Here is a 15,044-nt window from a genome sequence, read left to right on the forward strand (position 1 = left end):
GTAGGGCCGGCATCCCGGTGGAACCCCATCCCGCTTCGTGAGCGGGATGGGGTTTTTCTATGCCCACCAGGCCCGGCGCCAGGGGACGCGACATCGCGCATGCAAGCAAGGCGAGACATTGGGGGCACACAGTCCCCGCCGCCGCGGACACCCGAAGTCGACGCGACGGCGGGGGCTGGGCCTTCCCGAGTCCTGAACCGTCTCGGGGCATGTCGATCGTAGGAGCATTCCTCACGAAAGGACAGTGCTCCTCGACGGGGATGTCCGTGAACGTCCACACGCCCCCGCGAGGGCGGGGGCGTGTGTGGGCTGCCGGTCGTCTGCGGATCAGGAGCAGACAAGCGGTGTCGTGCCCGGGGTACCACCGCCGGGCACGCTCAGAGTAGGACCGCTGCCCCTGATCCGCTAGGCGCCCGCGAAAGTCGTTCGCACGTGGGGACGTCAGCTCCACGCAGGGCGGGGTTCGGCGGTGAGCTTCCTCAGCGCCATCAGGGCGTCCCGAATGCGGGTCTTCATCGTCCCTATCGGGACACCAGCTTTCGCTGCCGCTTCGGATTGGGTGTACCCGCCGAAGTACGTCAGCTCGAGTGCTTCCCGATGAGGGGCCGCAAGGGCTTTCATGCTGGTCGTGACACGGCGGTGCTCGATCAGGGTTTCTGCCTGTTCCGCGACGTCGTCCCGGCTGACTTCGAGATCTCGAAACCCGGCGAGGGTGTCGCGGTCACGGGCGGCCTGCGAGGACCGGACACGGTCGATCGCGCGGCGCCTGGCCCGGACGAGCAACCACGCCAGAGCTGTGCCCCGGGCCGGGTCGAAAGACGCCGCTTCCTGCCATGTGGCGAGGAACACCTCTTGAGCGACCTCCTCGGACTGCGCCGGGTCCACCAAGATCCTCCGAATCAAGCCCAAGACCCGAGAAGACGTCCGATCGTAGAACACGGTGAAAGCGCGATCGTTGCCCTCTGCAACGAGAGCGAGGAGGTCCTCGTTCGTCCATTCAGCGGTGACAGGCAGCACAGAAGCAAGCGACACGAGAAGGTCCGATCAGAGAAGCCACGGGGATGAGAGACACTCCCCCGAGCGCTGCTGTCAGCGTATGCGCCCGCCTCCTAGCCGCTTCCCCCACTTCGGGGAACACGCTTTCAATCGCCGCGCCCCACTCGACCCGCAACCTCGATCCCCTAGAGGAATCCCCTATCGGGACACCTCACAGGAGCGAGCTCGCAGGCGGCCGGGAATACGGTTCGTCGCCCAGGAGGCTCAGTCGACGCGCGCGATGCGGACGTCGATCCTCTCGACCGTGATGGCTGCCTGGTTCAGGCGGGCCAGCAGGGCGTCGTGGACTCGGTGAGCAACGTCGGGCGAGATGCTGTCTGCGTCGGTCGCGATGGTGAGGGCGACGACACCGTCGTCACCGATCTCGATCCGAGGAGGCGGTGGCGGGGTGCTCGGGTCGGGCGTCTGCCGGGCAGCGAGGAGAGCAGGCAGGGTCGCCCGCGGCTGATAGATGTGGGCCACACCAGGGACGCCGTCGACGAGCGTCTCGAGTTCGAGGGCGAGTGCGTCTCGGGCGGCGTCGTCGAGGGCGTGGCTGGTCATCGTTCTTCCTCCCGGACGGGTGCGGCTCCGTCTGACCGGATCGTGACGTCGATGCTCTCCACGTTCATCTCGGTGTGCGTCCGCAGCGCCTCCTCGACGGCTGAGCACACCGCGTCGGTCACGGCAGCCGTCGTCGCGCCGTGATCACGGATGATGCGTGCCCACACGCGGATGACGACCGGGGCACCGGGTGTGGTGACGTCGCCCTCGAGGGTGCACCTGCCGATGAGGACGCCGTCGACGGTGTCGCCGGCGCGGCGGACGATGCTGCGGACGGCTCCCTCGGTGATGACGGAGTTCTCGGTCTCCTTCAGCGGCGGGAGGGGGATGTCCCGGCCGGCGTGGGCCTCGAGGCTGATGTTGGTGATGATCTCGGTGATCCAGTCGTCTTCTCGCGCGTCCTCGTCGAGCGCGTCGGCCTCGAGGGCTCCGTGGGAGAGCATGCGGACCCTGGTGAGGGCGTCGAGGGCGTTCTGGCAGGCCGGTGAGTCGTCGATCGTCGGGTCTGCCGGGGTCATCCCGGCGTCGAGGTAGTCGGCGAGTTCGTCGATGGTGTGCCCGTCGAGCCGGTCGGGCTCGAGGGACAGCGTCTCCACATCGTCGCCGCTGACGCCGGCGGCTTCGAGGTCGTCGGGAAGGTCCGCGCTCATCGCCATGCCTCCATCTCGGTGATCATGTTCTTCCGCGCCCGGGAGAGGAGCCCCCGGACGGTCGACACAGGCAGCTCCAGGTCGTCCGCGATCTCGTCGTACGAATGCCCGACCATCTCCTTCAAGATCCACGCCCGCCGTTGGGGGGCCGGCATCGCCTCCAACGCCAGGGTCAGGGCGTGCTCCCGCGACCGGGCCTCGACGACACGGTGCGGCGTCTCGTGCTCGGGACCTTCGGAGTCGTGGTCGGCGATGTCGTCGTGGTCACGTCTGGCCCTGATCCTGTCCACGCACCGCCTGCTGACGATGCGCATCAACCAGCTCTTCACCTTCGCCGGGTCCTCGATCGACGGCAGCTGCTTCCACGCCGTGACGAAGGTCTCCTGGACGACGTCGTCGACGTCGTCGGAACGACCGAGGACCCGCCGCGCGTAGGAGCGCATCAACGGCCCGTACCGGCGAACCAGGACCTCGAACGCCCGGACGTCACCGTGCCCGGCACGCTCAACGAGGGTGTGGTCGTCAGCGTCCGCGAGGTCGACACGGCGCGGCTGATCGGACACCCGTCAGTTCTACCCGGTCCACGGCTCCCCGTGCGGCAGAAAGGCGTCCGTGAGCGGGGCGAATCGCTCCCCATCACGACTCGGCCGAAATTCGTCGACAACCGGTGTGACGAATCCCATAGTCGTTGCGACCTAGTAGTGACGCGCTCCTGCCGCCCCTCGACCCGACGAGAAGCACGCGTGCTCCCCACCCGACTTGAATGAGGAACAACACCCGTGACCCTGCTCGCGCCCGCACCCATCACCCGCCCCGCCGCCATGACCCTCACCGAGGCCGAGCCCGGCTTCTGGGTCGCCAGCACGAGCGGCGCCTTCGCGGGAACCGTAGACCACCACGGCGACCACTTCTACGTCCGCGACTGCTTCAGCCAGTACCTCGGCGACTACAACGACCTCGCCACAGCAGCCGCCCGCCTCCGCACGGACGCCAGCGTGCGAAACGCCGCGTGACGACCACACTCCCCCCGAGGACGGCGGACGCCAGCACCTCCCCGGTGACGTGGCACGAGACGGCCCCCGGCATGTGGACGAGCCGCACCGGCAAGGACATCGCCGGCGCCGTGCAGCTCGTCGGGACCTTCATCACCACCAATGCCCGCGGCGACGTCGTCGGGACGTTCGACACCCTCCTCCAGGCACAAGCCGCCCTCGTCGCACCGCCCGCCCCCTCAGGTCGGCCTCGCCCTCACAGTCGACACCGGCTCCTGCCGTGGTCTCACCGCCGGTGACCACAACGCACCTCGTGACGGACACCGCACGCGAGCCGCGGCGCTCACCTGGTCGCCAGGCCCGCACGTACGACTCGATGCCCGACGTTCCTCCGGCACTGATCGTCACCTACGCCCGCCGAGAACAACGCCGCCGCCTCTACCCCGTCCCGATGGGGCCCACCTACGCCGACTTCTTCCTCGAGGACACCACCCACCATGCAACTGCCTGACCCGAACATCGCTCTCACCGCACCCATCACCCCCTCCACCCGGCCGCCCCTGCCCGCAACGGAGCAAGTGGACATGGAGCCCCTGCTCGCCGACCGTGACCACCCCTGACCCCCACCGGCCCGGAACACGCCCGGCCCCGACCTCACTGCAACGCCTCCCCCACCACGAACTCGTTTCCTACCTCAAGCGGCACCTCGCCGTCCCGCTCCTCGGCGAGACCTGCGATTCGCCGATCATGATTCCAGGGGTCATGGGCAATGGAGAGGGCACCGTCGCAAGCTCGTGAGCTACCGCGGATGGGTGGCTGCGCAGCTCGACATACCGGGCGCTGCCGCCGCGCCTGCTGCCTAAACCTTCTTTGAATCGAGGATTGGCGCCTCTAGTTGTCTTCACCCGTGCACGACGCACCCGCAGTCCCTAGCTGCGGCCGAGGTGAAGACCCCGCGAAGCAACGCTGCTTCGCCCCGCTGGGGTGTTGTGGCCCGAACCACGACGCCCCAGCGATACCCCAACTCGAACGGCAAGAAGAACCGAACGGCGCGAGCGAGACAATCAACGGGGCCAGCAAATCAAAGGCGGGAATGTCCGACTCGTGCTAGACGAGCATTCAGGCTTGCGCCGGTGAACGATCTCCTGTCGGGCGCGAGGCAGGCGCTCTTCGAGCAGCGCCGCGAGTCGATCGAGATCCTTGCGGACAGCGTCAGCGTCGGAGTGGAAGTCCGCCTCGGACATCCCGTCACGGCGGAAGAGGGTGAAGACGGCCTCACTGCCTTGGTCGTTGGCCACGACGCGGAAGGCGTTCCGCACTACAGATCCGTTGGGAAGGGTCACGTCGTGGTCGAGGATCCCCAGCTCCACCGGCCCCGTGAAGGCCACCTCGACGACGCCCATGGGCGAGTCGGTGATCCACCGCCCGTCCTCCTGGCGGATCCCGGCGCTCAGACCAGCCGCCCACGCGGGTAGGTTCTCTGGATTCCCGGCGACACGGGAGACTGCGGCGACGTCGTGGTCGAGCGAGCGTGAGATGTGGACGACAGGCCAGGTCATGCCCGGAAGCTAGCAGCCCACTGAATCGAGCGCACCGGCTCAGGATCCCTATCCGGCGCTGTCACGGCGCCGGATGGAACGGAATGTCTCAACCTTCTTCGTGCGAAGCGCAGCGATGTGGCCGGCAGCCAGGCCAGCGCCGACGAGGAGCAGCGCGATCAAGGACGTCACTCCGGAGCCTGGCCCTCCACTGTTCACGGTAAGACCGATGAGGCTCACCCCGATCGAGAGTGCCGCGAGGGGAGTCAGGGCCCAGGTGGCGGCGCGACGTGACGCCTCGCTGTCGACGGCCTCCAACCTGAACAGGCGCAGCGCCTCGAGGGAGCTCGTTCGAGCGTGCGGCGCCAGCAGCGCCAGCGCCGCGGCAGCGACAGCGGCGAATGCGATGACAGTCCAAACGGTCATGGAATCTACCTCCGACATCCCACGCTAGTCACGAGCTCGCAGGCTGTCGCGGCAGGCTCCCGCGCACCCCGCACCTACTGGCCCTCGAGAGTCCGGGGCTGGGTCGTCGTGCGTCCTGCGGGCACTGAAACCATGGCCAAGTCATACGCCGAGGCGGCGCCTCACCAGTAGCGGCCGACCACGTGAACGGTCAGCCCATTGAGCGTGGCTCTGGAGTAAACGAAACGTGGGTCGGAGAAGGAACCCAGGATGGGGCCCACGCCCGCGCCCTCGATCTCAGCCGTAAGCTCCGTCGCGGTCATCCCTGGGGGCGGAGCTACGTAGAACGCCGACCAGCAGCGGTCGGCGCGGCAGTGCTTCTCCGTGTCGACTACGACGGAGCCGGCTGGGAAACGCATGGCCGCGGCCGCGGGAACGTCACCGCTGGTCTTGCTGGACTCGAAGAGGAAGCAGAGACCCCAAAAGACCAGGAGGGCAACGACACCGAGCCCGATGGCGGCGCGCTTGATTACCGGAACAACCCCCGGCCCCGCCGGAGACGCCTTGGCAAGGATCATTCTGGTCCGCCCTCCGCACTGTTCTGCAGCCAGCCTCGACCAGTCGCCTCATCAGCACCCTCGGGCGATCGCTGACTCAGTAAGTGGTCGAGGTCCGCTGACCTCATGTGGCCGTTGTTGCCGCCGTCGACGTCAGTTTGGATCAGGACGACCTCCCGGACTAGAGGTGATCCAGAAGAACTTGCCAGATGCGCAGGACGTTGCGGTGTCTGATTGTCTGTCGGGCCCTAGGAGCAACGCCAGCACGCGGCTACATTGCGGGGGCAGCCAAGACCTCGCTGCCGATGGCGGGGTTCCTGACCCTACTCAGGTTCCCCGTCAGGCCCTCCCCCACCGGAGACCCACACCCCGTGGAGGCCCATCCAGTTGAGCCCTCCGGCAACGGCCTCTAGATTCTTCCCGTGAAGATGCGGAACTGTATGAAGTGGTCCTACCTCGGAGAGTCGTTCGAGGTGTGCGACTTCACGGCGTTCTTCCGGGTCCACCGACACGGGACAGCCACCTCAACGGCCGCCGTCCACGACGTCCACCCGTCCGACCATTGGACGACCGTCGCGAGAGACGGCAGCGAAGTATTCACCTTCGCCGCCCGCAGCGGAACACCGATAACAGTCGTCGCCCCCGCCGCAGTCGGAGCGATCTTCCGCCGATGGTTAGACGGCCTGACCGCTGTCGAGGCGTGATCCGGACACCCGGATCAAACGCGTCACGGTTGGGGGCGTCACACCGAACCGTGTCGCCAACGCGCCAACGGAAGTTCCCTCAGCCGCCCGGCGCCGCAGATCGGTGATGTCATCGTCGGTCAGCTTCTGCGGAGAACGATGGGTGATCGGACCTCCCGCATCGACACGAGCGCGCCCCACGACGAGGCTCGAGACCGTGCTCTGGCTAACGCCAAACTGCGCAGCCAACTCCACTTGAGTCGTCCCGTTCCTGTATCTCTGCCGAAGAGCCACCACTTGGGAATCACTCAGGCGCACAGGCATAGACCCATTCTCGCCTCCGACGCATCGCTTCCTACCCGTCCGATGATCGGCATCTGGACGCTGTGTCTAGCTGCTCGTCAACTCGTCCCTAGCTGCGCGGGAGAGGGGATAGGCACGGTCGAGGCGCGGGCTGAGGACGACGAGGAACAGGAACATCGACAACAGCCACCCGGCGACCCAGTACGCGGGAATCGAGAAGATGGCGACGTTCGGCACGACGTCGGTGGCGACTGCGACGACCACGGCGATCGTGAAGAGCACGCCCACCCCGTAGTACAAGGCTCGGAAGCCCTCCTCGACACGGCCCCGCCGTTCCTGCTGGCGAGTCGTCCGCTCGTCGAGGGCGGTGACCGAGCGGCCGTAGTCGTCCTCGGCGACGGTGACGAAGAGATCACGCACCGGGACACCGAACGCCTTCGCCACTCGCGACAGCGTGTCGAGGCTCCCGTCATTGCCCGCCTCGAGCCTTTGGACGGTGCGGACGGTCACGCCGCTCTCGTCTGCGAGGCGTTCCTGGGTCCAGCCCATCTGGGTCCGGAGATCGACGATCCGTGTCTCGTTCATGAACCTCACACTAAGAACGACCAGCCCCAAGGTCCACGACATCGACCCGACAGGGACCCGACACCTTCGCGACAGAGCACCTCGGGGCACCCCGTCCCCCATCACGCCGCAGCCGCAGCCGCAGCCGGCGGTCTCAGATCGGGTCCGATAAGGGATGGGCTATCGAGGGCTCTGACCACGCTTCAGGGTTCGGGCGTTGATGCAGGTCGTGATCACCGCACCAGCCAACGTGAAGTACAGGGGCGTTCGAGAGTTGTCCAGCGCGATCAGTATCAGCGCCGCGATGGCCACGAGCGACGCGATGATCAACAGAAAAAGCGCTACGGACCGCTTCGTGCTTGGGTCGCCATTGGTCTCCACCGCACCACACTCTCTCGCCGGACAGACCAGGTCAAGGCTGCTGCGCACGCCTTCTAGCTAGTCGGTGGCTTAGCGGTACAGCCCGTCAATCGACTAGCGGCGCTCGATACTGGCCGTCGCCCAACCCCACTCACTGCCTGCGACGCGTCGCTGATGTAGTTCAAAGACGCTCTGGGCTTCGAACCGCTCCTCGACTGACCAGACCAGCGCATTTTCGTCTGGGCGACCGGGAAGGAGATACACCCAGCTTCGGCACGCGTGAGCTTGATGTGATCCGCCAGGTAGAGGTTGACGACCTCTACCCGGGGAACAACCAGAACGACTCACGGAGCCGGAGCGTGACGGTGTGCATGAGCGGCATCTTCCTGTCGGGTCCCCGACATTTCAAAGACACACTGAAGCGACGTCAGCCTGACGCGTCTCCCCTGGTCCCTCCCTTCGGTGTCACGTGCACCTGTGGAAGTGGCGGTGGAGGTGCCTTACTGTGGGGCCGGTGACGAGGCAGACGAAGGGCACCGCTGCTCCTGCTCGGATCGCGGCCCTCTCTCAGGGCGTCCTGCGCCGCTCGCCCGCACTCGTGGCCCTCGGGATCTTCCTTGGCGTCGTCCTGCTCTTCTCCGCCTTGCTCGCACTCCCCGTCGCGACGGCCGACGGCACGAGAACCCCGCTGCACGACGCGGTCTTCACCGCCGTCTCGGCGATGACCGTCACCGGGCTCGTGACCGTCGACACCGCGACCCACTGGTCTTTCTTCGGACAGGTCGTCATCCTCGCCGGCGTCCAGGTTGGCGGCCTCGGCATCGTCACCATCGCCCTGCTGCTCTCCCGGGCCGTCACGCACAAGCTCGGCGTCCGCGGGCGGATCATGGCCCAGCAAGGCATCGGCACCAGCAAGCTCGGCGAGGTCCAGTCGCTGCTTAAAATCGTCGTCCTCACGACGGTGGTCGTGGAGGCGGCCCTCGCACTCGTCCTCGTGCCCGCGTTCATCGTGCGGGAGGGGTCGTTCGCCTCGGGCGCGTGGCACGGCGTCTTCTACGCCATCTCGGCGTTCAACAACGCCGGCTTCGTCACCCACGCCGAGGGCCTTGAACAGTTCGCCACCGACCCGTTGATCATCGTCCCGCTCATGGTCGGGGTGTTCGTCGGCAGCCTGGGCTTCCCCGTCTTCATGGTCCTCATGGTCTACAAGACACACCTCCGACGCTGGAACCTCCACACCAAGCTCACCCTCTCCGTGACCACCGGCCTGCTGATCTTCGGGGCGATCGTGTGGACCCTGCTCGAGTGGGGCAACACCGCCACCATCGGCGACATGGCCCCCGGCGACAAGATCGTCCACGGCCTGTTCGCGTCGACCATGATGCGCAGCGGAGGCTTCGCGCTCGTCGACACCGGCGCCTCCCACCCCATCACCCTCCTCGCCACCGACGCCCTCATGTTCGTCGGCGGAGGATCCGCCTCCACAGCGGGCGGCATCAAGGTCACGACGATCGCGCTGCTGTTCCTCGCGATCGCCGCCGAGGGCAAGGGCGACAGGAACGTCCGCGTCTTCCGCCGCACCGTGCCCGAGGCAGCCCTGCGCGTCGCGATCAGCGTCATCTTCCTCGGCGCCACCCTCGTCCTCGCCGCGACCGCGCTCATCATGACCGTCAGCGACGAACCCCTCGACCGCATCCTGTTCGAGGTGATCTCCGCCTTCGCCACCTGCGGCCTGAGCGTGGGGCTGAGCGCCGAGCTCGACCCCTTCGGCAAGTACGTCCTCGCCGCCCTCATGTTCGCCGGCCGCGTCGGGCCCATCGGCCTCGCCTCTGCCCTCGCCGTCCGCCGCCGCACCCTGCTGTACGACTACCCGGAGGACCGCCCCGTCATCGGCTGACCCCGGACCAGGGACTGGGACCGGACGGGCACGCCGCCGGGCGGGGAACGGCGACGGGCGCCGTCTCCGAGGAGACGACGCCCGTCAGGCCGATGCCGCGAGGTCAGCGCTCTTTGGTACCGTCCTGGTCGGCGGTGCCGGGTGCGTCCTCGTCGAGGCGGGCGTCGATGGCCGGGTCGGGCGACACGACGTCGACCTGCAACGGCGGCTCGGCGACGACCGCAGATGCCGACGCCGAAGGACCCGAGACGGAGTCCGCGCGGGCTCCACGGACGCGGCGCTTTACCGCCTCCCACGGCCGGGCCAGGCCCTTGCTGCCCGCTCGGCCGGGCGCATCGACCTCGAGGCCGTAGTAGGCGCCCACGTGCTCGAGGAGGACGTCGCGTTCGGCCTTGTCGTACGCGCGTCGTTCGCGGTTGAAGGCGATGATCGTCGACCAGCACGTCAAGAGCAGCACGATGCTGAACGGCAACGCGGTCGTGATCGCCGCGGTCTTCAGGGCGTCGAGGCCACCGGTCAGGAGGAGCGCGACAGCGAGCAGGGCGGCCACGAGGGCGAAGAACACGCGCAGCCAGTTCTTCGGCTCGATGTCCCCGCCGGACGCGATCATCGCCATGACGAGCGATCCGGAGTCCGACGACGTGACGAAGAACACCCCGATGAGCAAGATCGCACCGAAGGTCAGGACGGTGCCGGCGGGCAGGCCGCCGAGCAAGGCGAACAGCGACCCCTCGACGTCGACCGAGCCGTCGGCGCCGACGAGGCCGCCGGCACCGTCGGTCTGCTGGTGGATCGCGGCGCCGCCGAGGACGGCGAACCACAGGAAGGTGAGGGCGGTCGGGACCAGCAGGACGCCGAAGACGAACTGGCGCACCGTGCGGCCCTTGGAGATGCGGGCGATGAAGATGCCGACGAACGGCGCCCACGACATCCACCAGCCCCAGTAGAAGGTGGTCCAGGCGCCCTGCCACTCCTCACCGGCTGCGCCCTGCTGCGCGGTCACGTTGAACGACAGGCCGACGACGTTCTGCAGGTAGGCGCCGATCGACTGGACGAAGTCGCGGAGCAGGAACTGCGTGGGCCCGACGATCAGGATGAACAGGAGAAGGGCCGCGGCGAGGATCAGGTTGAAGTTCGAGAGGATCTTCATGCCCTTGGTGACGCCGGTGACGAGCGACACGATGGTCACGGCGGTGATGACGGCGATGATCGAGATCTGGCTGACGATGCTGCTGTCGGCGATGCCGGCAGCTTCCAGGCCTGCGCCGATCTGGATGACGCCGAGACCGAGCGACGTCGCGACGCCGAAGAGGGTCCCGACGAGGGCGATGACGTCGATCAGGTTGCCCCAGCCGCCCCGGACGCGATCGCCGAGGAGGGGCTCGAGGGCCCAGCGGATCGAGACCGGACGGCCACGGCGGTGGATCGCGTAGGCGAGTGCCAGGCCGAGCACGACGTAGATGGCCCAGGCGTGCAGCCCCCAGTGCAGGAACGTCTGGGTCAGGGCCTGCTGGGCGAGCTGGTCCTCTGTTCCGGTGACGCCGGGCCGCGGGGAGGCGAAGTGGCTGAGGGGCTCCGAGACGCCGTAGAAGACGAGGCCGATGCCCATGCCGGCGGCGAAGAGGAGCGCGAACCAGGAGCCGGTGGAGAACTCGGGTTCGTCCTTGTCCTTGCCGAGCTTGATGCCGCCGAACCTGCTGAATCCGAGGAACAGGCTGAAGCCGACGAAGAACGCGGCGATCAGGACGTAGTACCAGCTGAAGTTCCGGACGATGCCGCTCTGCAGGCCGAGGAACAGCGCCTCAGCCGAGGCGGGCGCGATCAGGGTGTAGGCGACGAAGCCGAGGACTACGACGGCGGCAGGCCAGAAGACCCATCGGCGCAGTTGCGGGGTGGTCGAGACGGTCTCCGTCAGGGAAGCGGGATGGTCGGCGGTGGGCCCGAAAGGGGGCGGTGTTGTCGTGGCCATGCATCCATGGTGACGGTTCAGAGGCGTCGCGGCCGAGTTGAGGGGGTATTCAGCGATGACATCTCGACAACGATCCCCGCCCTCAGCCGGAGGTACCGCGCACAAGACGAGCACCGCGAGCTCAGGCACTGACGGGAGAGTGAGCCTTCGGCCAGCTAGGCGTCCTGATGCATGTAGTGCCGGTTGCGCGGCCTGAGAACAGCTGTCGCAAGGCCAGCAGCAACGACCGAGGCAATGAGGATCGCGACCTTGGCGTCGTCGTCGTGGTCGCTCCCGAGCCCGTAGCTCAGTTCTGCGACGAGCAGGGAGACGGTGAAGCCGATGCCGCCGAGGAGGGCGACACCGGTGAGGTCGATCCACGTGATCGTCCGGTCTAGCTCCGCCCGGGTGATCCGCGTCGTGATCCACGTCGTCGCGAGGATCCCGATCGGTTTGCCGAGGACGAGGGCGGCGATGATGCCTATTGTGACCGGACTGGAGAGAGCCGTCCTCAATCCGTCGAGACCTCCGAAGGCGACCCCGGCGGAGAAGAACGCGAAGACGGGGACGGCGAAGCCGGTGGAGATGGGCCGGAAGCGGTGCTCGAAGACTTCGGAGAGCCCGGGGCCGGTGCCCGGCCCGCCGCTGGCCTGGCTGCGGATCACGGGCACGGCGAAGCCGAGGAGGACTCCTGCGACGGTGGCGTGGACGCCCGAGGCGTGGATGAGTCCCCACACCAGGACGGCCACCGGCAGCAGGATGAACCAGTTCGCAGCCGGGTGCAGGCCGAAGAACCGGCGGAACTTCTGCGTGAGGAAGACGTACGTGGCGAGCGGAATGATCGCCAGCACGAGGGGGAGGACCTCGATGGCGCTGGTGTAGACGAAGGCGATGATCCCGATGGCGATCAGGTCGTCCACGACCGCGAGGGTCAGGAGGAAGATCCGCAGCGCAGCAGGGAGTCTCGAGCCGACGATCGCGAGCACGGCCACGGCGAAGGCGATGTCGGTCGCCGTGGGGATCGCCCATCCGCGCACCGCGTCCGGGTCACTGACGTTGATGGCGGTGAAGATCAGAGCAGGAACGAGGACTCCGCCGAACGCGGCGGCCACCGGCACGATCGCTTTGTTGATCTTGCGCAGCTCACCGGCGACGAATTCTCGTTTGAGCTCGAGGCCGACGAGGAAGAAGAAGATCGCGAGCAGCCCGTCGGCGGCCCACTCCCCCACGCTCAGGTGCAGCCCCAGAGCCGCCGGGCCGAACTCGAAGTCACGGATCGCGAAGTACGCACCAGATAGCGGAGAGTTCGCCCACACGACGGCGACGACCGCCGCGATGACCAGGACGATGCCGCCCACGGTCTCCTTCCGGAGGATCTCCCCGAGACGGGTGGACTCCAAGGAGGTGTCCGCAGCGAACAGCCCGGGGGCAGCAGCAGCGGCGGGAGGGCGGGATGGGGTCAGGTCGTCGTGTGCCATCGCTCCTTGTCTTACCAGACAGCGGCAGATCGACACCCCACCGGCAGGGACTCAGGGCCAAGGCTGGACCGCCACGGCGTCTCGCAACACGATCCCCATCTGGGACAGCCTCTGAAGCGATCAACGATCCATCTCATGACAGGATCTGCACCGTGACCCTCGCGCTCGTGTGCCTCACCGCTGGCCTCATCGGTCTTTGTGCCGGCGTGTTCCTCATTCGGAACCGAGAGGTCGTCAGTGCGAAATTCAGCGTCGCCGCGGGCGTCGTGGTCATCGTCGGATCGCTGGTACCGCTTCTGCTCGGTGCCGTGGTGCTGCTGGTGACGGTGGCGCCGGGCATCTCCCTCTCGTAGCCGGCCATCGACACTCTCGAAAGGACCCCTGTGGCGTTCTCCCTGACCTTGATCATCATCGGCGCCCTCGGCGTGGTCGGGGGCATCTGGCTGGCGATGGACAAGCGCGCAGCGAGCGTCGTCGGTGGCGTCATCATCGCGCTGCTGTCCCTCGTGCCGGTCCTCGTCGGGGTGGTCTTCCTCACCTGGGACACCACCAGCTGACGACTCATCCGCAGGGCGCACCCCTCTCGGGCGCCAGACGGACGCGTCCATGGTCGCCCTCGCCGAGGATGGGCAGATGGACGAGTACGCCCCGCCCCGCCTCGGCCGGCAGCTGCTCCTGCTCGCCGGCCTGTTCTTGGTCATCGGGCTCATCGTCGCGGGTGTCGTGGCGGCGCCGATCATCGCGGTGAACACGAAGCTGAACGAGCCGGGCGAGTACGGCGTCTGCAACCCCTTCTCCACGCGCTGCCACGACGTACCGCTTGAGACCATCAGCGCCGTGACAGGGGTGGACTTCCCCGAGGGGGCCAAGGTCATCACCTCGGAAGCCGTGGAGCATTCGATGCTGGGCATGGGCATCGAGTACGTCGAGGGCGCCGTCGAGGTGCCCGACGGCTGGGTCATCGAGCAACTGCCGGACAGCCCCGGGAACTCCACGATGGTCGAGCAGGAGCTCCTGGACCTCGGGGCCGACTCGATCGTCGTTTCCGCGGAGAGGACGGGCTACCTGCAGCACGGTCAGGGACAGGTCGGCGACCAGAACGTCGTTGCGGTCTGGAGGCGCACCAACCCCTGAGACGAACCGGCTCGCTCGACGCCCCGCGAGCTGCAGCACGCACTGGGATCATCTGTCGGAACCGGTAGCGGGTTCGAGAACGTGCCCGCTCGCCCTGCCCCCGTAGCCTCGTCTCCTGTGGAGCCCAACGTGAACGAACACGAGAACGGAGACGACGCCTCAGCCCGAGCAGGCGCGCTTCCTCGACGACGCCGACAGCGCCGAGTCGCCATCTCGGCCGCCGCAGTCGCCCTCACGTTGCTCGTCATCGCCGCACTTCTCTTCACGGGCACGCTCTGGCCCACTCGCACAGCGGCCCTCCGGTACCCGGTGCAGGGCGTCGACGTGTCCGCGTACCAAGGCACGATCGACTGGGACGTCCTGGCGTCGCAGGACATCGACTTCGCCTGGATCAAGGCGACGGAAGGCTCGAGCTACCAAGACCCCCGGTTCGCCCGCAACTGGGCCGAAGCCCACGACACCGACCTGCTCGTCGGCGCCTACCACTTTTTCAGCGTCGACAGCCCGGGAACCGACCAAGCAGCCAACGTCATAGCCACCGTCTCCCGGAACCGGGGCGACCTGCCCGTCGTGGTCGACGTCGAGTGCTACGCCAAGTATTGCGATAGCCCTCCCCAGGCAGCCACAGTCAAGGAAGCGCTGGACCCGATCCTGCTTGCTATCGAACAGCACTACGGCCGACCGGCCGTGCTGTACGCGACCCGCGACTGGTACGAGCGATACCTCGCCGGGAGCTACCCCGACAACCCCATCTGGTTCCGCTCGGTCGCCACCTCCCCGCATCTCACCGACCACCGCGACTGGGCCTTTTGGCAGTGGTCGGCACGCGAGCAGCTCGACGGGTACGACGGCGACGAAAAGTTCATCGATATGAACGCCTTCAGAGGCAACCGCGAAGAACTGGAGTCGTTGCTGCTGCCCTGACACCCCGCCGTC

The 15,044-nt window shown here is 67.3% G+C and carries 21 protein-coding genes; 9 read left to right on the forward strand and 12 right to left on the reverse strand.

Features of this window, described 5'->3' with window-relative positions:
• Nucleotides 1-441: 441 nt before the first annotated feature.
• The 4 genes from IFT90_RS16360 to IFT90_RS16375 all read right to left on the reverse strand — a co-directional run bounded on the left by IFT90_RS16360 (nt 442) and on the right by IFT90_RS16375 (nt 2,812).
• A complete protein-coding gene (locus IFT90_RS16360) occupies nt 442-1,017 on the reverse strand; it encodes a sigma-70 family RNA polymerase sigma factor (RefSeq protein WP_371741099.1) in 576 nt (191 codons plus the stop codon).
• A 243-nt stretch (nt 1,018-1,260) separates the two neighbouring features.
• Entirely contained in the window at nt 1,261-1,599 is a 339-nt protein-coding gene (locus IFT90_RS16365; protein WP_192043274.1) for a hypothetical protein, read from the reverse strand.
• Entirely contained in the window at nt 1,596-2,249 is a 654-nt protein-coding gene (locus IFT90_RS16370; protein ID WP_192043275.1) for a hypothetical protein, read from the reverse strand. The genes IFT90_RS16365 and IFT90_RS16370 overlap by 4 nt, the downstream gene beginning before the upstream one ends.
• Nucleotides 2,246-2,812 carry a sigma-70 family RNA polymerase sigma factor gene (locus tag IFT90_RS16375; protein ID WP_192043276.1) on the reverse strand — a complete coding sequence of 189 codons (567 nt, stop codon included), beginning with the start codon at nt 2,810-2,812 and terminating at the stop codon, nt 2,246-2,248. The genes IFT90_RS16370 and IFT90_RS16375 overlap by 4 nt, the downstream gene beginning before the upstream one ends.
• A 216-nt stretch (nt 2,813-3,028) precedes the next feature.
• On the opposite strand from IFT90_RS16375, the gene IFT90_RS16380 reads away from it, so the two are divergent.
• Genes IFT90_RS16380 through IFT90_RS16390 form a run of 3 tightly spaced genes read left to right on the forward strand, consistent with a single transcriptional unit; the run spans nt 3,029 to nt 3,752 of the window.
• On the forward strand, nt 3,029-3,262 hold the full coding sequence (locus IFT90_RS16380; RefSeq protein ID WP_192043277.1) for a hypothetical protein: 234 nt from the start codon (nt 3,029-3,031) through the stop codon (nt 3,260-3,262).
• Nucleotides 3,259-3,540 (forward strand): hypothetical protein, encoded by a 282-nt coding sequence (locus tag IFT90_RS16385; protein WP_192043278.1) that lies wholly within the window; start codon nt 3,259-3,261, stop codon nt 3,538-3,540. The genes IFT90_RS16380 and IFT90_RS16385 overlap by 4 nt, the downstream gene beginning before the upstream one ends.
• A gap of 14 nt (nt 3,541-3,554) precedes the next feature.
• Nucleotides 3,555-3,752 (forward strand): hypothetical protein, encoded by a 198-nt coding sequence (locus IFT90_RS16390; RefSeq protein WP_192043279.1) that lies wholly within the window; start codon nt 3,555-3,557, stop codon nt 3,750-3,752.
• 553 nt (nt 3,753-4,305) lie between these two features.
• Here the strand turns inward: IFT90_RS16390 and IFT90_RS16395 are convergent.
• The 3 genes from IFT90_RS16395 to IFT90_RS16405 all read right to left on the reverse strand — a co-directional run bounded on the left by IFT90_RS16395 (nt 4,306) and on the right by IFT90_RS16405 (nt 5,762).
• Complete coding sequence (locus IFT90_RS16395) at nt 4,306-4,800, reverse strand: SRPBCC family protein (RefSeq protein ID WP_244638930.1); 495 nt, start codon at nt 4,798-4,800, stop codon at nt 4,306-4,308.
• Between the two features lie 48 nt (nt 4,801-4,848).
• A complete protein-coding gene (locus IFT90_RS16400; protein WP_192043280.1) occupies nt 4,849-5,205 on the reverse strand; it encodes a hypothetical protein in 357 nt (118 codons plus the stop codon).
• Nucleotides 5,206-5,366: 161 nt separating this feature from the next.
• A complete protein-coding gene (locus IFT90_RS16405; protein WP_192043281.1) occupies nt 5,367-5,762 on the reverse strand; it encodes a hypothetical protein in 396 nt (131 codons plus the stop codon).
• Between the two features lie 401 nt (nt 5,763-6,163).
• On the opposite strand from IFT90_RS16405, the gene IFT90_RS16410 reads away from it, so the two are divergent.
• Complete coding sequence (locus tag IFT90_RS16410) at nt 6,164-6,445, forward strand: hypothetical protein (RefSeq protein ID WP_192043282.1); 282 nt, start codon at nt 6,164-6,166, stop codon at nt 6,443-6,445.
• Here the strand turns inward: IFT90_RS16410 and IFT90_RS17725 are convergent.
• From IFT90_RS17725 to IFT90_RS16425, 3 genes are all read right to left on the reverse strand, one after another.
• Entirely contained in the window at nt 6,416-6,748 is a 333-nt protein-coding gene (locus tag IFT90_RS17725) for a helix-turn-helix domain-containing protein (RefSeq protein ID WP_192043283.1), read from the reverse strand. The genes IFT90_RS16410 and IFT90_RS17725 overlap by 30 nt on opposite strands.
• 66 nt (nt 6,749-6,814) lie before the next feature.
• Nucleotides 6,815-7,312 carry a helix-turn-helix transcriptional regulator gene (locus tag IFT90_RS16420; RefSeq protein WP_192043284.1) on the reverse strand — a complete coding sequence of 166 codons (498 nt, stop codon included), beginning with the start codon at nt 7,310-7,312 and terminating at the stop codon, nt 6,815-6,817.
• 159 nt (nt 7,313-7,471) lie between these two features.
• On the reverse strand, nt 7,472-7,720 hold the full coding sequence (locus tag IFT90_RS16425) for a hypothetical protein (RefSeq protein WP_192043285.1): 249 nt from the start codon (nt 7,718-7,720) through the stop codon (nt 7,472-7,474).
• Between the two features lie 445 nt (nt 7,721-8,165).
• Between IFT90_RS16425 and IFT90_RS16430 the strand changes: the two genes are divergently transcribed.
• On the forward strand, nt 8,166-9,548 hold the full coding sequence (locus IFT90_RS16430; RefSeq protein ID WP_192043286.1) for a potassium transporter TrkG: 1,383 nt from the start codon (nt 8,166-8,168) through the stop codon (nt 9,546-9,548).
• A 103-nt stretch (nt 9,549-9,651) separates the two neighbouring features.
• On the opposite strand, the gene IFT90_RS16435 is transcribed toward IFT90_RS16430, so the two are convergent.
• Together IFT90_RS16435 and nhaA are read right to left on the reverse strand one after the other, a co-directional pair.
• Complete coding sequence (locus IFT90_RS16435) at nt 9,652-11,517, reverse strand: BCCT family transporter (RefSeq protein WP_192043287.1); 1,866 nt, start codon at nt 11,515-11,517, stop codon at nt 9,652-9,654.
• 155 nt (nt 11,518-11,672) lie between these two features.
• The gene (nhaA, locus tag IFT90_RS16440) at nt 11,673-12,974 is read right to left on the reverse strand and encodes a Na+/H+ antiporter NhaA (protein WP_192043288.1); all 1,302 of its coding nucleotides are present in this window, start codon (nt 12,972-12,974) and stop codon (nt 11,673-11,675) included.
• A gap of 152 nt (nt 12,975-13,126) precedes the next feature.
• Here nhaA and IFT90_RS16445 point away from each other — a divergent pair, with 152 nt between their 5' ends.
• The 4 genes from IFT90_RS16445 to IFT90_RS16460 all read left to right on the forward strand — a co-directional run bounded on the left by IFT90_RS16445 (nt 13,127) and on the right by IFT90_RS16460 (nt 15,032).
• A complete protein-coding gene (locus IFT90_RS16445) occupies nt 13,127-13,327 on the forward strand; it encodes a hypothetical protein (RefSeq protein WP_192043289.1) in 201 nt (66 codons plus the stop codon).
• A gap of 30 nt (nt 13,328-13,357) precedes the next feature.
• On the forward strand, nt 13,358-13,531 hold the full coding sequence (locus IFT90_RS16450) for a hypothetical protein (RefSeq protein ID WP_192041629.1): 174 nt from the start codon (nt 13,358-13,360) through the stop codon (nt 13,529-13,531).
• Between the two features lie 76 nt (nt 13,532-13,607).
• Nucleotides 13,608-14,108, forward strand: coding sequence for a hypothetical protein (locus IFT90_RS16455; protein ID WP_192043290.1), 501 nt, complete (start codon nt 13,608-13,610; stop codon nt 14,106-14,108).
• Between the two features lie 117 nt (nt 14,109-14,225).
• A complete protein-coding gene (locus IFT90_RS16460; protein ID WP_371812371.1) occupies nt 14,226-15,032 on the forward strand; it encodes a GH25 family lysozyme in 807 nt (268 codons plus the stop codon).
• Nucleotides 15,033-15,044: the final 12 nt, after the last annotated feature.

The sequence above is a fragment of the Frigoribacterium sp. CFBP 8766 genome (assembly GCF_014841435.1).
Taxonomy (GTDB): domain Bacteria; phylum Actinomycetota; class Actinomycetes; order Actinomycetales; family Microbacteriaceae; genus Frigoribacterium.

Excerpts from the sequence above, each read along its gene's own strand:
- IFT90_RS17725 (WP_192043283.1), bottom strand. The coding sequence starts at position 6,748 with ATGCCTGTGCGCCTGAGTGATTCCCAAGTGGTGGCTCTTCGGCAGAGA.
- IFT90_RS16365 (WP_192043274.1), bottom strand. The coding sequence starts at position 1,599 with ATGACCAGCCACGCCCTCGACGACGCCGCCCGAGACGCACTCGCCCTC.
- nhaA (WP_192043288.1), bottom strand. The coding sequence starts at position 12,974 with ATGGCACACGACGACCTGACCCCATCCCGCCCTCCCGCCGCTGCTGCT.
- IFT90_RS16400 (WP_192043280.1), bottom strand. The coding sequence starts at position 5,205 with ATGACCGTTTGGACTGTCATCGCATTCGCCGCTGTCGCTGCCGCGGCG.
- IFT90_RS16395 (WP_244638930.1), bottom strand. The coding sequence starts at position 4,800 with ATGACCTGGCCTGTCGTCCACATCTCACGCTCGCTCGACCACGACGTC.
- IFT90_RS16455 (WP_192043290.1), top strand. The coding sequence starts at position 13,608 with ATGGACGAGTACGCCCCGCCCCGCCTCGGCCGGCAGCTGCTCCTGCTC.
- IFT90_RS16420 (WP_192043284.1), bottom strand. The coding sequence starts at position 7,312 with ATGAACGAGACACGGATCGTCGATCTCCGGACCCAGATGGGCTGGACC.
- IFT90_RS16370 (WP_192043275.1), bottom strand. The coding sequence starts at position 2,249 with ATGAGCGCGGACCTTCCCGACGACCTCGAAGCCGCCGGCGTCAGCGGC.
- IFT90_RS16405 (WP_192043281.1), bottom strand. The coding sequence starts at position 5,762 with ATGATCCTTGCCAAGGCGTCTCCGGCGGGGCCGGGGGTTGTTCCGGTA.
- IFT90_RS16435 (WP_192043287.1), bottom strand. The coding sequence starts at position 11,517 with ATGGCCACGACAACACCGCCCCCTTTCGGGCCCACCGCCGACCATCCC.